This window comes from Photobacterium carnosum, from assembly GCF_002849605.1.
GTDB lineage: Bacteria > Pseudomonadota > Gammaproteobacteria > Enterobacterales > Vibrionaceae > Photobacterium > Photobacterium carnosum.
In genome coordinates, this window is sequence record NZ_NPIB01000015.1 from 39,495 (window position 1) to 57,796 (window position 18,302).

At 41.8% G+C, this 18,302-nt stretch carries 13 protein-coding genes and 1 tRNA gene; 4 read left to right on the top strand and 10 right to left on the bottom strand.

From position 1 onward, the window contains the following. Positions 1 to 9: 9 nt before the first annotated feature. The 3 genes from leuC to leuA are packed head-to-tail and all read right to left on the bottom strand — an operon-like array spanning position 10 to position 4,150. Positions 10 to 1,452: a 3-isopropylmalate dehydratase large subunit gene (leuC, locus tag CIK00_RS12700; protein WP_045036353.1), complete on the bottom strand. Its 1,443-nt coding sequence runs from the start codon at positions 1,450 to 1,452 to the stop codon at positions 10 to 12. 11 nt (positions 1,453 to 1,463) lie between these two features. After that, positions 1,464 to 2,552: a 3-isopropylmalate dehydrogenase gene (leuB, locus tag CIK00_RS12705; RefSeq protein WP_101769216.1), complete on the bottom strand. Its 1,089-nt coding sequence runs from the start codon at positions 2,550 to 2,552 to the stop codon at positions 1,464 to 1,466. A gap of 56 nt (positions 2,553 to 2,608) precedes the next feature. Then, entirely contained in the window at positions 2,609 to 4,150 is a 1,542-nt protein-coding gene (gene leuA / locus CIK00_RS12710) for a 2-isopropylmalate synthase (protein ID WP_101769217.1), read from the bottom strand. 732 nt (positions 4,151 to 4,882) lie between these two features. Between leuA and CIK00_RS12715 the strand changes: the two genes are divergently transcribed. The 3 genes from CIK00_RS12715 (at position 4,883) to ilvN (ending at position 9,253) form a co-directional block, all read left to right on the top strand. Beyond that, positions 4,883 to 6,706, top strand: a complete 1,824-nt coding sequence (locus CIK00_RS12715) for an AMP-dependent synthetase/ligase (RefSeq protein ID WP_101769218.1) — start codon at positions 4,883 to 4,885, stop codon at positions 6,704 to 6,706. 331 nt (positions 6,707 to 7,037) lie between these two features. Next, positions 7,038 to 8,756: an acetolactate synthase 3 large subunit gene (locus CIK00_RS12720; RefSeq protein ID WP_101769219.1), complete on the top strand. Its 1,719-nt coding sequence runs from the start codon at positions 7,038 to 7,040 to the stop codon at positions 8,754 to 8,756. Next, a complete protein-coding gene (ilvN, locus tag CIK00_RS12725; protein WP_101769220.1) occupies positions 8,756 to 9,253 on the top strand; it encodes an acetolactate synthase small subunit in 498 nt (165 codons plus the stop codon). Before CIK00_RS12720 ends, ilvN begins: the two co-directional genes overlap by 1 nt. A 74-nt stretch (positions 9,254 to 9,327) precedes the next feature. Here the strand turns inward: ilvN and CIK00_RS12730 are convergent, their stop codons facing one another. The 7 genes from CIK00_RS12730 to rpsU all read right to left on the bottom strand — a co-directional run bounded on the left by CIK00_RS12730 (position 9,328) and on the right by rpsU (position 17,030). Next, the gene (locus tag CIK00_RS12730) at positions 9,328 to 9,951 is read right to left on the bottom strand and encodes an FCD domain-containing protein (protein ID WP_101769221.1); all 624 of its coding nucleotides are present in this window, start codon (positions 9,949 to 9,951) and stop codon (positions 9,328 to 9,330) included. 379 nt (positions 9,952 to 10,330) lie between these two features. Next, positions 10,331 to 11,743, bottom strand: coding sequence for a pyruvate kinase PykF (gene pykF / locus CIK00_RS12735; protein ID WP_101769222.1), 1,413 nt, complete (start codon positions 11,741 to 11,743; stop codon positions 10,331 to 10,333). A gap of 507 nt (positions 11,744 to 12,250) precedes the next feature. After that, positions 12,251 to 12,326, bottom strand: a tRNA-Ile gene (locus CIK00_RS12740). A 178-nt stretch (positions 12,327 to 12,504) separates the two neighbouring features. Further along, the gene (gene rpoD, locus CIK00_RS12745) at positions 12,505 to 14,358 is read right to left on the bottom strand and encodes an RNA polymerase sigma factor RpoD (RefSeq protein ID WP_101769223.1); all 1,854 of its coding nucleotides are present in this window, start codon (positions 14,356 to 14,358) and stop codon (positions 12,505 to 12,507) included. Between the two features lie 92 nt (positions 14,359 to 14,450). Further along, on the bottom strand, positions 14,451 to 16,208 hold the full coding sequence (gene dnaG / locus CIK00_RS12750; RefSeq protein WP_101769224.1) for a DNA primase: 1,758 nt from the start codon (positions 16,206 to 16,208) through the stop codon (positions 14,451 to 14,453). A 131-nt stretch (positions 16,209 to 16,339) separates the two neighbouring features. Beyond that, positions 16,340 to 16,783, bottom strand: a complete 444-nt coding sequence (locus CIK00_RS12755) for a GatB/YqeY domain-containing protein (RefSeq protein ID WP_101769225.1) — start codon at positions 16,781 to 16,783, stop codon at positions 16,340 to 16,342. Positions 16,784 to 16,814: 31 nt separating this feature from the next. Then, on the bottom strand, positions 16,815 to 17,030 hold the full coding sequence (gene rpsU, locus CIK00_RS12760) for a 30S ribosomal protein S21 (RefSeq protein ID WP_005301411.1): 216 nt from the start codon (positions 17,028 to 17,030) through the stop codon (positions 16,815 to 16,817). A gap of 248 nt (positions 17,031 to 17,278) precedes the next feature. On the opposite strand from rpsU, the gene tsaD reads away from it, so the two are divergent. Next, on the top strand, positions 17,279 to 18,295 hold the full coding sequence (tsaD, locus tag CIK00_RS12765; protein WP_101769226.1) for a tRNA (adenosine(37)-N6)-threonylcarbamoyltransferase complex transferase subunit TsaD: 1,017 nt from the start codon (positions 17,279 to 17,281) through the stop codon (positions 18,293 to 18,295). Positions 18,296 to 18,302 lie beyond the last annotated feature (7 nt).

Sequence of the window (18,302 nt, forward strand, 5' to 3'; positions counted from 1 at the left end):
ATGTCCTTATTATGCCGATAGCGGCTCAAGTTGACGAATATCGACAAAGTGTCCTGCACATGCCGCCGCCGCAGCCATTGCTGGGCTGACTAAGTGGGTACGACCATCTCGGCCCTGACGACCTTCAAAGTTACGGTTACTGGTGGATGCGCATCGCTCTTGGGGGCCTAAGCGATCATTATTCATTGCAAGACACATAGAGCATCCCGGTAGTCGCCATTCAAAACCTGCCTCAATAAAGATCTTATCAAGGCCTTCTTGTTCTGCTTGAGCTTTGACTTGCTCAGAACCAGGTACGACTAAGGCTTGGACGTTAGCTGCGACCTTGCGGCCTTTGGCAATCGCGGCGGCTGCACGTATATCTTCGATGCGAGAGTTGGTACAAGAACCGATAAAGACTTTATCGACAGCATAATCAGACAATGATTTATGTGGTTCTAGTCCCATGTAAGCCAAGGCTTTTCTAGCCGATTTTTGCTCTACTAAATCACTGAAACTTTCAGGGGCTGGGATCGGCTCATCAACGGCAATCACTTGACCGGGGTTGGTGCCCCACGTGACTTGCGGTTTTATTGTGGTGGCATCTAAAGTGACGATAGCATCAAATTCTGCGTTGTTATCACTGGCGAGGGTTTGCCAATAAGTGATGGCTGCGTCTAAATCGGCACCTTGAGGCGAAAATTTACGGCCTTTAATATAATCAAAAGTGGTTTGGTCTGGAGCAATTAAGCCTGCTTTAGCACCCAATTCAATCGCCATATTACACACCGTCATACGACCTTCCATCGTCAGATCCGTGATCGCTTCACCACAGAATTCCACCACATAGCCAGTGCCTCCAGCAGCGGTAGTTTTACCGATAATCGCTAACACGATGTCTTTTGCGGTAATGCCCGCTGCTACTTTTCCTTTGACTTCAATTTTCATGGTTTTAGCGCGAGATTGTTTAAGAGTTTGGGTCGCTAACACATGTTCAACTTCAGAGGTGCCGATACCAAATGCGAGTGCCCCAAAAGCGCCGTGTGTCGCGGTATGTGAGTCCCCACAAACAATGGTCATTCCGGGCAAGGTAATACCGAGTTCTGGCCCCATAACATGGACAATACCTTGATATTTATGATTCAGATCGTAAAGGGTAACCCCAAAGTCAGCACAATTTTTTGCCAGTGTTTCCATCTGAATTCGCGCCATTTCACCTGATGCGTTGATATCTTTGGTTTGAGTGGAAACGTTATGATCCATGGTGGCAAAAGTTTTATTTACTTGGCGAACTTGACGACCTTGTTCGCGCAGCCCATCAAATGCCTGTGGTGAGGTCACTTCATGCACTAAATGACGATCAATATATAAGATTGGGTTTTCGCCAGCCGCTGCTACCACCACATGGGCGTCATAGACTTTTTGATAAAGCGTCTTGGCTGATGTTGCCGTTGACGGAGTGTTATTCGACATTATGCTGTTCCTTATGCATGTTGAATATAGGCGGCGATTTTGTCACCCATTTCGCTGGTGGTCAGGGCGATGTTATTACCCGCCAAATCTGCCGTTAGTTGCCCCGCTTCTAGTGCTTGCGCTACCGCTTTTTCTATTGCACTAGCCGCATCTTCTTCACCAAGGCTATACCGTAACATCAAGGCTGCTGATAGAATTTGGGCAATGGGGTTAGCACTATTTTTACCTGCGATATCAGGCGCTGAACCGCCGGCTGGTTCATAGAGACCAAATTTTTGTTGGTTTAAACTTGCAGATGGCAACATGCCCATTGAGCCGGTGATCATGGCGCATTCATCGGAAATAATGTCGCCGAAGATATTGGAACATAGCATCACATCAAACTGCGATGGATCTTTGATAAGTTGCATGGTGGCGTTATCAATGTACATGTGGTTCAAGCTAACATCAGGATAATCCGCGGCTACTTCTTCGACCACTTGACGCCATAATATAGAGCTTTGTAGTACATTGGCTTTATCGATGGAGCAGACTTTCTTACGGCGTAAACGCGCAGATTCAAAGGCTATTTTAGCAATGCGCTTAATTTCATAGCGGTGATAAATTTCAGTATCAAAGGCTTTTTCTTGTGCGCCTTCGCCTTCACGACCTTTGGGCTCGCCAAAGTAAATACCGCCAGTGAGTTCACGTACAACGGTAATATCAAACCCTCGCCCAGAAATATCAGCTCGTAGAGGGGAAAAGTGTTCTAGGCCACGGTGGATTTGTGCCGGACGTAAGTTACAAAACAATTCAAAGTGCTTACGCAGCGGTAAGAGTGCGCCACGCTCAGGTTGATCATTAGGGGCGAGGTGTTCCCATTTAGGGCCACCGACAGAGCCAAATAATACCGCATCAGCGGCTTCACAGCCTTTTAGGGTGATGGACGGTAAGGGACAACCATGATTATCAATCGCAATACCACCAACATCGAACTGATGACACTCAAGAGTTATATCAAATTGCTGTTGGACGGCGGCCAAGACTTTGTGCGCTTGTTGCATCACTTCGGGGCCAATACCGTCACCGGGTAGTACTGCTATATTATATGAACCTGCCATGGTGGGTGCTCTCCATAATGTACTAAAAATAAAATTAAATTCGTCAATGAATAACGTTAGTGGTTATGTTGTTGTTTTATCGTTGCTATTTGATCGGCTCGATAAATACTATTGATAACGTGGATCAGAGCCTGACCCGACGCTTCAACAATATCTGTCGCAAGACCCGTGCCGTGGTATTTACGGCCTTTGTAATGAGCAATGATATCCGCTTGGCCTAAACCATCTTCCCCTTCCCCTTTGGCGGTAAGATCAAACTTGTCTAATACAATCTCATATCCAGTTAGGCGGTAGATGCATTGATATAAGGCATCTACCGGACCATTACCGACAGCGGCTTCACATTTTTCTTCATCACCACATTGAAGCTTAATGCTGGTGGTTGCCATTACGCTGCCAGATTGGACGCTTAAATAGTTTATTTTGAAAAAGTCATCTTCATCACGCAGATTAGAAAAATGCATTAAGGCTTCAAGATCATAATCAAATACTTGGCCTTTACGATCGGCAAGGCTAAGGAAATCCGCATACAGTTTATCAAGGTCATATTCATGTTCAGTGTAGCCGAGGGTGTCCATATGACTTTTCACCGCAGCACGGCCAGAACGACTGGTCAGATTTAATGCCTGATTTTTAAGGCCAATTGACGTTGGGGTCATGATTTCGTAGGTATTTTTATTTTTTAGCATGCCGTCTTGGTGAATGCCTGACGAGTGGCTAAAAGCGTTACTGCCTACAATGGCTTTATTGGCTTGAATCGGCATATTACATAACTGACTAACCATTTTGCTGGTGCGGTGGATTTCGTCATGTTTGATATTAGTGTGGACCCCCAATAGTGATTGACGGGTTTTAATTATCATTGCTATTTCTTCAAGGGCGCAATTACCAGCTCGTTCACCTAAGCCGTTAATCGTCCCTTCGACTTGGCGGGCGCCTGCTTGAATAGCAGCCATTGAATTGGCGACTGACATGCCGAGATCATCATGACAATGCACGGAGATGATGGCTTTATCGATATTCGGTACGCGATTAAAAAGTTGGGTGATAATGCCACCAAATTCACTTGGCAGGGTATAGCCAACAGTATCGGGAATATTAATCGTATTTGCGCCCGTTTTAATCGCGGCTTCCACCATTTTGCAGAGGTTATCAATCGGAGTTCGTCCTGCATCTTCACATGAGAACTCAACATCATCAGTGTATTTACGCGCCCGTTTAACCGCGGCGATCCCCATTTGTATTACGTCATCATAGCTGCGGCGTAGTTTATCTTGTACGTGGACGGTAGAGGTTGAAATAAAAGTATGGATACGAAATGCTTCAGCTGCCTTTAATGATTCAGCGGCAACATCAATGTCTTTTTCAACTGCGCGCGCTAAGGCACATATTCGACTTTGTTTGATGTGGGTTGCGATGGTTTGTACTGATTCAAAGTCACCGGGGGATGACACCGGAAAACCCGCTTCGATAACATCGACACCTAAGCGTTCAAGAGCATAAGCAATTTGTAATTTTTCTTTGACGGTTAGGCTGGCTGATAAAGCCTGTTCACCGTCACGTAAAGTAGTATCAAACATAATGACCTGATTGTTCATCGTGACATCCTTTTACTTTTATATGTGGGCCTGTATAAGGCTACGTTCCGCATTCACTTGCGCTGGTCAAAATATGAAAAACCCGCGCTTGCTTGCGCGGGTTTTGAAATCTTTAGTGGTGTTTTCCACTTGATAGCAACCCGCGTGATTACGTCACGATGAGGAGTAAAGTTAAGAGGAGATAGAAAGGTGTTTTCATTTCATTAAAGATTCAAATAAATGTTGTTAACAAATGAATATCAAATAGACGGGCTCTAGGTCAACCAAAAATTGTATTTTTTTTATACTTTAAGTAAAGATTAAGGAAGGGAGACTAAAAATTTAGCGTGAGAGTTATGTCGTACCGATCCATTTTATGATGAATGTAGATGTTACGAATGCCTCTTCAGGTATTCGTGATCTTCTTTTAGAAGATAGAGTTAATACAACACTGCACGTTATTTTGAAATTAGTGTTATAAATCAATGTAGTATTGGTGATCTTTAATCTCCATCTTACTACGTAGATTATTTATGTTCTTTTTCTGTAATGAAACCATGTTATTTATAGATCCTTACACTTTTAGTGTTTATTTAAAAAGTCATTGAAGACAATAAGTAAGCAGGTATAGAGTGATCTAGATCGTCAGAAGCTATAATTTAATACGCATTATAGTTGGCTTTTTAAAGGCTGAATTGTAGACTGCATATCTCAAATCAGCTTACAAGTGTAAGCTAAAAAAATAGAGTACTTATGGCACAACATGATTTCCATATTGTTCACCGTATTCGTCAGCAAATTGCGCGCTTAGGCGACAGTCCTGCTTTACGTCATCAAGTTGATGGCGAGTGGCAAGATATTAGCTGGAATAATTTTGGTGAAAAAATTCAACAGTTGGCGTTAGCGTTATTAAATCAAGGTTTAGCTGTACAAGATAAAGTGGGTATTTTTGCTAATAATATGCCACGTTGGACTATTGCTGACTTTGCTTCGCTATATAATCGCTGTGTTACGGTGCCTATTTATCCAACCAATACACCTCAGCAGTCGGTATATGTTATTAACGATGCTAATGTCAAAGTGCTGTTTGTGGGTGAGCAAGCACAATTAAACATTGCGGTTTCTATTGCTGATCAGTGTCCGAATTTAGAGCGTATAGTTGCGCTAACTGATGATGTTGAATTACCCCAACATCCTTTGGTTTGTCATTATGTCGACTTTTTAAAGACTGCTAGTTTAGAACACCAAGTAGAGCTTGATACTCGTCTTGGTGATTTAGCGATGGATGATTTATTAACGCTGATTTATACCTCTGGTACGACAGGTACGCCTAAAGGGGTGATGCTTGATTATTCTAATGTTGCTTCACAAATTATTGCTCACGATGAACGATTAGCATTAGATGAAGGAGATACTTCACTGTGTTTCTTACCACTATCACACGTATTTGAACGTGCTTGGACATTCTATGTCTTGCACCGTGGTGTAATTAACTGCTATTTGTCTGATACTAATAAGCTTAAAGAAGCGTTAGTGACGGTGAAGCCTAATTATATGTCAGCAGTGCCACGTGTGTATGAGAAAATATACTCTGGTGTGCATGAGAAAGTCGCTCGAGCGCCATTTCATCGAAAGATGATTTTTACTTGGGCTGTGAATATAGGCGCAAGAATGTCGCTGGCTCGTCAACAATGCCGAGAACCATCATGGTTATTACAAAAAAGTTATAACCTTGCCGATAAAATGGTGCTGTCTAAATTACGTGCGGTACTGGGTGGTAATATTAAGTGTATGCCATGTGGTGGTGCTAAATTAGATGAAGGGATTGGACGTTTTTTCCATGCTATAGGCGTTAACGTTAAGTTAGGTTATGGCATGACAGAAACAACGGCAACAGTATCTTGCTGGGATGATCGTTGTTACAACCCTGATTCTATTGGTATGCCAATGCCTGGTGCTGAAGTTAAAATTGGTAAAGATAATGAAATTCTAGTACGTGGTCCGATGGTGATGCGCGGCTATTACAATATGCCTGAAGAGACGGCGAATAACTTTACTGATGATGGTTTTCTCAAAACTGGTGATGCAGGTTATATTGATGAGCAAGGTAATTTGTTTATTACTGATCGCATTAAAGAGCTAATGAAAACGTCTGGTGGTAAATATATTGCCCCTCAAGTGATTGAAGGTGCGATTGGTAAAGATCATCTGATTGAACAAATTGCCGTTATAGCTGACACCCGTAAATTCGTATCAGCATTAATTGTACCGTGTTTTGAAACACTAGAAGAACATGCGCGCGAGCTTAATATTAAATATAAAGACCGTATGGAATTGATTAAACATAGTCAAATTGTTGAGTTAATTGAAAATCGCGTAATTGAGTTGCAGAAAGACTTGGCACGTTTCGAACAAGTGAAAAAATTCACGTTATTGCCTAAATCATTTTCAATGGATAAAGGTGAATTAACACCAACGCAAAAACTACGTCGTAAAGTGATTCAAGATCGTTATCACAAAGAAATTGAACATATGTACGAAGAAAGCCATAAAAAGGCCCAACAAAAAGACGACTAAGATGTTTTTTGCTTAGATTTAAGAAAGAAGCCTTTAAGGCTTCTTTTTTTATGTCTATTACATAGTGATATGTGCTGATCCCTAGTCTAATACTAGTGGTTGGTAGTGATCTGTTAATAAATGGTTATATAAAGAATCGGTAATACCCATCACGTTAGATAAAAAAGGTAAATTCCTATTTTTCTCTAGTAATGAATGATGCAAAAGCGTTAAAGTTGTTGCGGTTATTCACGTTTATTATTGCAACTGTGATCAACGCAGCATGATTTGTCATGTTTTTTATTAGGCTAAAAATAAGCCCTAACTATGTTTATTGATCTGGAGACAAAATATGGAAATGTTGTCTGGCGCAGAGATGATCGTTCGTTCGATGATCGATCAAGGCGTTAAGCATATCTTCGGTTATCCGGGAGGTTCAGTACTTGATATTTATGATGCATTGCATGAGAAAAGTGATATTGAACATGTGTTAGTTCGTCATGAACAAGCGGCGGTGCACATGGCTGATGGTTATGCTAGAGCAACAGGGGATGTTGGTGTTGTTCTTGTCACATCCGGCCCTGGAGCAACCAATGCGATCACTGGTATTGCTACCGCTTATATGGACTCGATTCCACTTGTTGTATTGTCAGGCCAAGTAATGAGTAACTTGATTGGTAATGATGCCTTTCAAGAATGCGATATGGTTGGTATTTCACGCCCGGTCGTAAAGCATAGCTTTCTGGTAACTAAACCTGAAGATATCCCTACCATTATTAAAAAAGCGTTTTATATCGCCGCTAGTGGCCGCCCTGGACCTGTTGTAGTTGATATTCCTAAAGATATGCTTAACCCAGCAGAAACCTACCCATATCAGTATCCTGAGTCGATAGCATTACGTTCTTATAATCCCACGACGCAAGGCCATAAAGGTCAAATAAAACGGGGTGTAAAAGCCTTATTAAGCGCCAAACAACCTGTGCTCTATGTCGGTGGTGGGGCGGTTATGTCTGATTGTAGTGAACAATTAATGGCATTAGCGGAAATCTTACATCTTCCTGTGGTTAATACTTTAATGGGGTTGGGTGCTTTTCCTGGGACGCATGAGCAATGTTTGGGTATGTTAGGTATGCATGGTACCTATGAAGCTAATATGGCAATGCATAATGCCGATCTTATTTTTGGGCTCGGGGTTAGATTTGATGATCGTACTACTAATAATCTTGAGAAATATTGCCCTAATGCGACCATCATGCACATCGATATTGATCCGTCATCGATATCAAAAACTGTCGCCGTGGATATTCCAATTGTCGGCTCAGCAGATACTGTACTTACCAGTATGCTTAAATTGATTAATGAGCAAGATAGTTGTGATAGTAAAGATATTTTGCAACCGTGGTGGCAACAAATATCAACGTGGCGTCAACGTCAATGTCTACGTTATGACACCACTACCGACCGCATCAAGCCGCAACAAGTGATTGAATCGTTATATCGCCTTACTGATGGTGATGCGTATGTCACCTCAGATGTGGGCCAGCATCAGATGTTTGCTGCCTTATATTATCCGTTTGATAAACCTCGACGTTGGATTAATTCTGGCGGTCTTGGCACCATGGGATTTGGCTTACCTGCGGCAATGGGGGTTAAATTTGCATTACCGAATGCAGAGGTTGTGTGTGTGACAGGAGATGGCAGTATTCAAATGAATATTCAAGAACTGTCGACGGCATTGCAATACGATATTCCGGTAAAAATAATCAACCTTAATAATCGTTTTCTAGGCATGGTAAAGCAATGGCAAGATATGATTTATCAAGGTCGCCATTCTCAGTCTTATATGGATTCTGTGCCTGATTTTGCCGCGATCGCTGAAGCTTATGGGCATGTAGGGGTTCGTATTTCTGATCCTAAGTTACTTGATCAGCAATTAGAACAAGCATTGGCATTGAAAGATAAATTGGTTTTTATTGATATTAGTATTGATGAAACAGAGCATGTTTATCCGATGTTGATCCGTGGTGGTGCCATGAGTGATATGTGGTTAAGTAAAACGGAGCGAACTTAATGCGTAGAATTATTTCAGTATTACTTGAAAACCAGCCAGGGGCACTTTCACGGGTGGTGGGATTATTTTCTCAGCGAGGCTATAACATTGAATCATTAACGGTAGCACCAACAGATGATCCTACTTTGTCTCGGTTAAATATTACCACTCATGTTGAAGATGAAGCTGCGTATGAGCAAATTGAAAAGCAACTGCATAAATTAATTGATATTTTAAAAGTCAGTAACGTGACAGCCTCTGATCATATTGAACGGGAGTTGATGTTAGTAAAAGTAAAAGCCAGTGGTTTTGCGCGAGCAGAAGTGAAACGTACCGCTGATATTTTTAGAGGCTTAATTGTCGATGTCACCAGTCAGATTTATACCATTCAAGTGACAGGAACGGGTGAAAAATTAGATGCGTTTTTAGCTGCGGTGGGTGAGGCGACTGATATTATTGAAGTAGCACGCAGTGGTGTGGTTGGTCTTGCTCGTGGTGAACGCGCTTTAAAAGTATAACATGAGATATGAGACAAAAAACCCATGACATAATAAATGTGGCATGGGTTTATTATTGAATTATGTGGGTAAAACTAGAGATAAGGGCTCACAGAACTGACCGCATTTTTTGAGTGCTCATTCATTATTTTTTGTGCCAGCTCAATATCACGATCCAATACTGCTTTCATTAACGCTTCATGTTCACCGCTATCATGATAGCGATTTTCACTATCACGAGATTGACTTAACCAAATATGACGATAGCGTTTAAGTTGTTCGTAGATATCAAGGTAAAGATCCAGTAATACGGGTGAATTACTGCCTGATAAAATAGCAATATGAAAATCGCCATGGCGCTGTTCCCATTCAGAGAGGTCAGCGTTATCAGAGGTTGGATTAAGGCGGCTTAATTTATGGTAGCTAGTAAGAATATTGAGTTCCCAAGCTTCATCGCCTTGTAAAATGGCTTTTTTTAATAATTCGTGTGAAATTAAGTGGTGAGCATTAAAAAGGTCTGTTAGTTCTTCCACTGAAACTGGCGCTACCCAGCAACCTTTTTGTGGTGCAAATTTAACATATTTTTTCCACGATAATTGGACTAAAGCTTCACGAATAGGGGACGCACCAACTTGATAATGTTCTTTCAAATCGGCAACAACAAGTTTTTGTCCGGGAGTCAATTTGCCAAGTAAAATATCTTGTCGTATGACCTCCATGATTTTATTCGTTTGCGTAGGACTGGACACAGTTTCCCTCTTTGTTGTTATATTTATTCGACGTTATACAGATCTAACCTTTGGTTGAGGTTATTGGTTTTTTAGTATTTATTGATAAGGAGTATAACTGGCTTTGTTTATTGCTTAAACATTAAAGAGAAGGATAAGCAATGATTAAAATAGATTGGCACTGGGAATGTAACAACGGTAGGTCATTGATTTATAAAATAGTGATGTTAGATAGATTTATCAAGCATTGATTTATAAATATTGTCGATGATCAGGATAAAGTAGAGGTGTAAGCGTGTTACGAATAAGAAAATATAGACAAATAAAAAGGGAGCCTAAGCTCCCTTTTTTAATATCTGTTTACGAACAATTATAGAACGTGAACAGATGCAGTATTTGTTGTGCCTGAAGCAACAAGTGCACCAGAAACCATTACTACGATATCGCCTTTAGCGCCAATGCCAGATTCTAATGCTAGTTCTTTACCGCGTAGGTAGAATGCATCAGTACTGTCAATTGAATCAACAACAACAGGTGTAACACCTTTAGAAAGACATAGCTGTGCTGCTGTCTTAGTATTAGTTGTTACAGCAAGAATACGTGCTGTTGGGAAGTACTTACGGATTGAACGAGCAGATTTACCTGCTTCAGTTGCAACAATGATCAGTGGAGCGTTTAGCTTCTCTGCTGTGTCAACTGCGCCTTTACATACCGCTTCAGTGATACGTAAACGTGGGCTATCTAGACGTGAACCTAGCTCAGCTTTAAGTACTTTATCTGTACGTTCACAGATTTTCGCCATGATAGTTACAGCTTCGATTGGGTATTTACCCTTAGCTGATTCACCAGAAAGCATTACTGCGTCAGTACCATCCATGATTGCGTTAGCAACATCACCCGCTTCTGCGCGTGTTGGACGTGGGTTCTTGATCATTGAATCAAGCATTTGTGTTGCAGTGATAACAACTTTACGAGCGCGATTACACTTCTCGATCATCATCTTTTGAGCAAAGATAACTTCTTCAACTGGAATCTCAACACCAAGGTCGCCACGAGCAACCATGATACCGTCAGATGCTTCAAGAATAGAGTCAAAGTTATCAACACCTTCTTGGTTTTCGATCTTAGAGATAATTTGAATGTTAGCGCCGCCGTTTGCCGCTAATAGTGCACGGATTTCTAGTACGTCTTCAGCCTTACGGATGAAAGATGCAGCAACGAAATCAACGCCTTGCTCACAACCAAATTTAAGGTCAGCTTTATCTTTTTCAGCAAGAGCTGGAAGTTTTACAGAAACGCCAGGAAGGTTAACACCTTTGTTTTCGCCTAGGTCACCGCTGTTAAGTACTTTACACTTAACGTCAGTTTCTGTTGTTCCCAACACTTCCATCTCAATTAGACCGTCGTCTACTAGGATAATGTTGCCTTTTACTAAATCTTTAGCAAAACCAGGGTAAGTCACTGCCACACAGTCTTGGTTGCCGATTACAGATGTATCTGTTGTAAAAGTGAAATCTTGACCAGCTACTAGAGTGAAGTCATTACCACCTTCTAGTTTGATAGTACGAATCTCAGGACCTTTAGTATCTAGCAAGATAGCTAGTTCTTTGCCTGTGTTAGCCATAACTTCACGTAAATTCGTGATACGCTGACCGTGTTCTTCAAAGTCACCGTGTGAGAAGTTAAGGCGCATTACGTTCATACCAGCGTTAGCTAGTTTAGTAAGCATTTCTACAGATTCAGTTTTCGGTCCAATCGTACATACGATCTTGGTCTTTTTCATTGAGGATACTCTCCGGACGAACTATTTACCCAAGGGAAAATTAACATTAGTCATTATTAGGTAATCAACATATGGTTGTTATCGAATAGTGAATAATGAAGAAATAAAAAACGCTTTAAAGATTACTTTAAAAAAGCGTTAGTGCGTTTTTTTAAAGTTCATATTTAGGTGATCTTAAGTGGTATTGAATATAGTGCTGTTGTTATGAACAAATAGATAAATGCCTCTGCAGCATTGATTATAACCCTAATATTCAAGCGCAGAATTATAGCAGATATTCCATCATTTAGCACCCTGAGATATAGCTGTTCATTATTGATTTTATGTATGACATAAAAATGATGATTATGTGGGAAAATAAAAATAAAGCTTTGCTATTTATCAAGTGTCAGTAGGTTAATGATATTTTTTGTCGTGGTAGCAACATAGAGAGTAACAGGATATTTTTATTTCATGGATCTGAAACGGAAAAAAGCTGAAGTAAAAATACTTCAGCTTTTTCGAATTTGGTGGCCCCTCCCAGACTTGAACTGGGGACCAAGCGATTATGAGTCGCGTGCTCTAACCACTGAGCTAAGGGGCCATATGCGACGAATTATAGGGGATGGTGTCGCACTTGTCTAGTGATTAACACTAAGAAATTGTTTGCTTTTTCGACAGTTAGAAAAAATAAATGCGTTATTTAACGTTTGATCGCTTTATTGCACATAATAAAAAAGCGAGCTCAAGGCTCGCTTTTTTTATAGCGTTATTGCGTTTTCTTATTCGTCTAGGAAACTACGAAGTACATCTGAACGGCTTGGGTGACGTAATTTACGTAACGCCTTCGCTTCGATCTGACGGATACGCTCACGAGTAACATCAAATTGCTTGCCTACTTCTTCTAACGTGTGGTCGGTATTCATATCGATACCAAAACGCATACGAAGTACTTTTGCTTCACGCGGTGTTAACCCAGCAAGTACATCGTTAGTTGCTGCACGCAAGTTAGTTGCAGTTGCAGCATCCATTGGAAGTTGAAGTGTTGTATCTTCAATAAAATCACCAAGGTGTGAATCTTCATCATCACCGATAGGTGTTTCCATTGAGATTGGCTCTTTAGCAATCTTCAGTACTTTGCGGATCTTGTCTTCCGGCATTTGCATGCGTTCAGCCAATTCTTCAGGTAACGGCTCACGACCCATCTCTTGAAGCATCTGACGTGAGATACGGTTCAATTTGTTGATGGTTTCAATCATGTGCACAGGAATACGAATAGTACGTGCCTGGTCAGCGATTGAACGAGTGATTGCCTGACGGATCCACCATGTTGCGTACGTTGAAAATTTGTAACCACGACGGTATTCAAATTTATCAACAGCTTTCATTAGACCGATGTTACCTTCTTGGATCAGATCCAAGAACTGTAGTCCACGGTTGGTGTACTTTTTCGCGATAGAGATAACAAGACGCAAGTTTGCTTCAACCATCTCTTTTTTCGCACGGCGCGCTTTCGCTTCACCGATTGACATACGACGGCTGATGTCTTTGATACGCTCAATAGACAGACCCGTTTCTTGTTCAAGTATGCGTAGCTTTAACGATGAACGACGAAGATCTTCTTCATAGTTCTTTAAACGATCAGCATAAGGCTTGCCTGAGTTAAGTGCGGTGTCAATCCAATCGCTGTTTGATTCATTACCTGCAAATAAGCTAATGAATGTTTTCTTTGGCATTTTACTGTTATCAACACACATACGCATGATAAGACGCTCGTTAGTACGAACCTTATCCATAGAGTTACGTAGTGAGCTAACTAGACGATCAAATTGCTTTGGAATCAGACGGAATTGCTTGAAGATCTCTGACAATTCTTCAACAGCAATTTCGGTTGTAGCATGTTGACGACCGTTAGTGTCAATGGCTAATGCCATTTTTTCATAGGAGTGACGAAGTTCTAAGAACTTTTCACGCGCTAATTCTGGGTCGATGCTACCATCGTCTTCTTCTTCATCTTCCGCATCGTCGTCGCTGTCACCGTCTTCAAGATCTTTATCTTCATCTTCAAGATCGGTTTCGCTTAGCTCTGAGCCAATGTGTGTTGCTGTTGGTGCTGCGGTAGCTTCTTCGTTTGGATCAACGAAGCCTGAAATGATATCAGTTAGACGAAGTTCATCGGCTTCAACTTTGTCAAACTGCTCAAGTAAATGAGCGATTGCTGAAGGGTATTCAGCAACTGAGCATTGAACTTGGTTAATACCATCTTCAATGCGTTTTGCGATATCAATTTCGCCTTCGCGAGTAAGTAGTTCAACTGTACCCATTTCACGCATGTACATACGTACTGGGTCTGTTGTGCGACCGATCTCGCTTTCTACGCTTGATAATGCTTGCGCCGCTGCTTCAATGGCGTCTTCGTCGGCATTATCTTCAGTCATCATGAGTTCATCGGCATCTGGGGCAGTTTCAACTACCTTAATACCCATGTCATTAATCATTTGAATAATGTCTTCAACCTGATCAGAATCAACAATATCTTCTGGTAGGTGGTCATTTACTTCGGCGTAGGTCAGATAGCCTTGTTCCTTGCCTTTAGCAACAAGTAACTTTAGCTGTGACTGCGGATTTTGCTCCATAGACGGTATCCAACTTCGGGTCTGAGTGATAATTTAGTATGCAGAGTTGCAAACCAGTCATTATAACAAATTTCTTAATTGTTGACTACTTATTAGGCAGGACGATCCAGTAATAAGGATTGTAATTCCTGCTTTTCTTCGACTGATAAGCCGACAGTTCTTGATTTAGTCTGCAACTGTTCAATTTGTTGATTAACGCATTGAATAATAATTTTATCCATTGCGTCTAAAAATACATCGAGGCTGTTGTCTTCATCATTTGACAACGGTAGCTCCCACGCGGCAAGCCGTGCCATCATGGCTTCGTTTTTGGTGCCACGCCAATATTCTAAAAGCTGTCCAGTGCTAATATTGGGATTGTTTCGGCATTTATCAACTATTGAGAGTAATAAATTTAATCCAGCGAGCTCAATACCCGTAAATGCGTCCATATCAAATTCAAGCTGTTGCACAAAGTGCGGGCGCTGAATCAGCAATGCAATAACTTCTCGCATTGGCGTACGCTTAATTTGTATTTGGCCGACAGCTTTAGTGATTTGACCATGTTTTGATAGTAGCTGTTGTAATTGTGTTTCATCGGGTAAACCGAGCTTTTTGCCTAGCAGCTCACGTAAGTATAGTCGTAGAGTACCACCTGGTACTTTATCAATTAAGGGAACAGCGAGCGTGGTTAGCTTCGCTTTGCCTTCACGACTACTGGTATCAATTTGGAGCATTAAGCTGTTAAACAAAAATTCAGACAACGTTGTAGCGCTATTAAGACGTTGTTCAAATTGTGCTTTTCCTTCGGCTCGAATACAAGAATCAGGGTCTTCGCCATCAGGTAAAAACATAAATTTTAATTGGCGGCCATCGGTTAAGAAGGGCAATGCTTGTTCCATTGCTCGCCAAGCTGCTTCTCGTCCAGCACGGTCACCATCATAACAACACACGACTGTACTGGTTTGACGGAACAGGCTTTGAACATGATCGCCTGTCGTCGCTGTCCCCAACGATGCTACCGCATAATCGATCCCAAATTGGGCCAACGCCACGACATCCATGTAGCCTTCAACCACCATGATTTTTTCAGGTTCACGATGGGTTTGTAATACTTCATATAAACCATAAAGCTCACGGCCTTTATGAAAAATATCAGTTTCTGGTGAGTTAAGATATTTAGGGGTACCATCGCCTAATACTCGACCACCAAAACCAATTACACGTCCACGACGATCATGGATCGGAAACATCACTCGTCCACGAAAGCGATCATAACGACGACCTTGGTCGTTTTCGATCAGCATTCCTGTATTAACAAGTGCTTTTTGCGATTCATTATCCCGCCCAAAGCGAGTACGTACCATGTCCCATTGATCTGGGATAAAACCGATATTGAATTTTTTTACAATATCGCCAGATAAACCACGACCTTTGAGGTAATCAACGGCAATCTGAGCGTCTTGTGCCCGTAATTGCGATTGATAAAACTGTGATACTTGGCCCATGAGTTCATAGTAATTACGTTTATCAGCGGCTTTGGGGCCACGAGGTGCATTGGTGCCATCGTTTTCACGTGGAACTTCTAAACCTAATTGTGAGGCTAGTTCTTCAATAGCATCGACAAACTCTAACCGATCATACTCCATCACGAAATCAAGTACGTTGCCATGAACGCCGCACCCAAAACAATGATAGAACTGTTTTTCTTGGCTTACCGAAAAAGAGGGGGTTTTTTCATTATGAAAGGGGCAGCAGGCACCAAAATTCTTACCTTGCTTTTTGAGTTTTACACGCGCGTCAATAACATCGACAATGTCGTGTCGAGAGATTAAATCATCAATAAATGAACGCGGTATTTTTCCTGACATAACAAAGCAAACAACCTAGAGTAAACAAAAAGAGTGTAACGGTTAGACCGTTAAAAATGAGGATTGTCAGATACAAACAAGCCGCGCATTCTAAAAGAATAGCACGGCTTGTTGCAGAATAAGAGGAGTGATTAACCTAGCTTGATTTTCACCAGCTTGCTAACAATCCCCATATCGGCACGACCCTGAATCTGCGGTTTCAGTACGCCCATAACCTTGCCCATATCTTGCATGTTGACAGCGCCTGTTGCAGTAATAGCATCATCCAGCAAAGCAGAGACTTCATCTTCACTTAACGGTTGAGGCATAAATTCTGCTAGAACACTGATTTCAGCATGTTCAATATCAGCAAGATCTTGACGGCCTGCAGCTTCATATTGGGCTACAGAGTCACGACGTTGCTTTACCATTTTGGTCAAAACTGCTAACACGTCATCATCGGAAAGAATAATTCTTTCGTCAACTTCACGTTGTTTAATTGCAGAAAGTACCAAACGGATAGCGCCAAGACGAGGTTTATTTCTCGCCTTCATCGCCGCGATTTGTTCGCCTTTAAGACGTTCAATAAGAGTCATTACGCGATCCTTCTGTTTTATAATCTAACGATTAGTACAGACGAACACGACGCGCGTTTTCGCGAGCCAATTTTTTCAGGTGACGCTTAACTGCCGCTGCTTTAGCACGCTTACGTACAGTTGTTGGCTTTTCGAAGTGCTCACGACGACGAACTTCAGAAAGGATACCTGCTTTTTCGCAAGAGCGTTTGAAACGACGTAGTGCTACGTCAAACGGTTCGTTTTCACGTACTTTGATTACTGGCATGTAATACTCACCTCAGAGTGATTCGGTTTAATACTGACGTCAAATGTCAGATGATTAAAATGGTGCGAAATTCTAATCTGATTTGGGGGTATTTGTAAAGCATTCTACGCCTATGAACTGGTTAATTTGTGTTAACAGCGGTAACATGGCACTTAATTACCCCTTTAAAAACCCGTATGAACTGTCGGTTGTTATTGAAAATAGACTGATTTTTTATATTGGCTCTCCGAATAGTAATAGAGGCTGTTATGCGAATATTAGGCATTGAGACCTCCTGTGATGAAACAGGTATCGCAATTTTTGATGATGAAAAAGGTTTATTGGCACATGAACTTTACAGTCAAGTAAAGTTACATGCCGATTATGGCGGTGTGGTGCCTGAGTTAGCATCGCGCGATCACGTTAAAAAAACCATTCCCTTAATCATTGCGACATTAGCGGCTGCGGGGTTAACGCCAGAAGATCTTGATGGTGTTGCTTACACGGCTGGGCCTGGTCTTGTTGGTGCGTTATTGGTCGGCGCGACCATCGGTCGTAGCTTGGCGTATGCATGGGATTTACCTGCGGTTGCTGTGCACCACATGGAAGGCCATTTATTGGCTCCGATGTTGGAAGATAATCCACCGGAATTTCCTTTTGTAGCATTGCTGGTTTCTGGCGGACATACCATGATGGTAGATGTGCGTGGAATTGGTGATTACAAGATCCTGGGTGAGTCAGTTGATGATGCCGCGGGTGAAGCCTTTGATAAGACGGCTAAAATGATGGGCTTAGATTACCCAGGCGGTCCACGACTGTCCAAAATGGCTGAACAGGGCACTCCGGGGAGATTTAAGTTCCCGCGTCCAATGACAGACCGCCCAGGGCTTGATTTTAGTTTTTCAGGTTTGAAAACATTTGCGGCGAATACGATTCGTGGCAATGATGATGATCCACAAACTCGGGCTGATATTGCGTATGCGTTCCAAGATGCTGTGGTGGATACGTTGGCAATTAAATGTAAGCGTGCACTAAAGCAAACGGGCTATAAGCGCCTAGTGATTGCCGGTGGTGTAAGTGCTAATCAAGCGTTACGTCAACAGCTTGAAACCATGATGAAAGGTATGCATGGTCAAGTGTTTTATCCGCGAACTGAGTTTTGTACGGATAACGGCGCGATGATTGCTTATGCTGGTATGCAACGTTTGAAAAATCATGAGTTAATGGATCTTGGGGTGAAGGTTTACCCTCGTTGGCCTATCGATCAATTACAACCTATTGCTTAATAGTGAT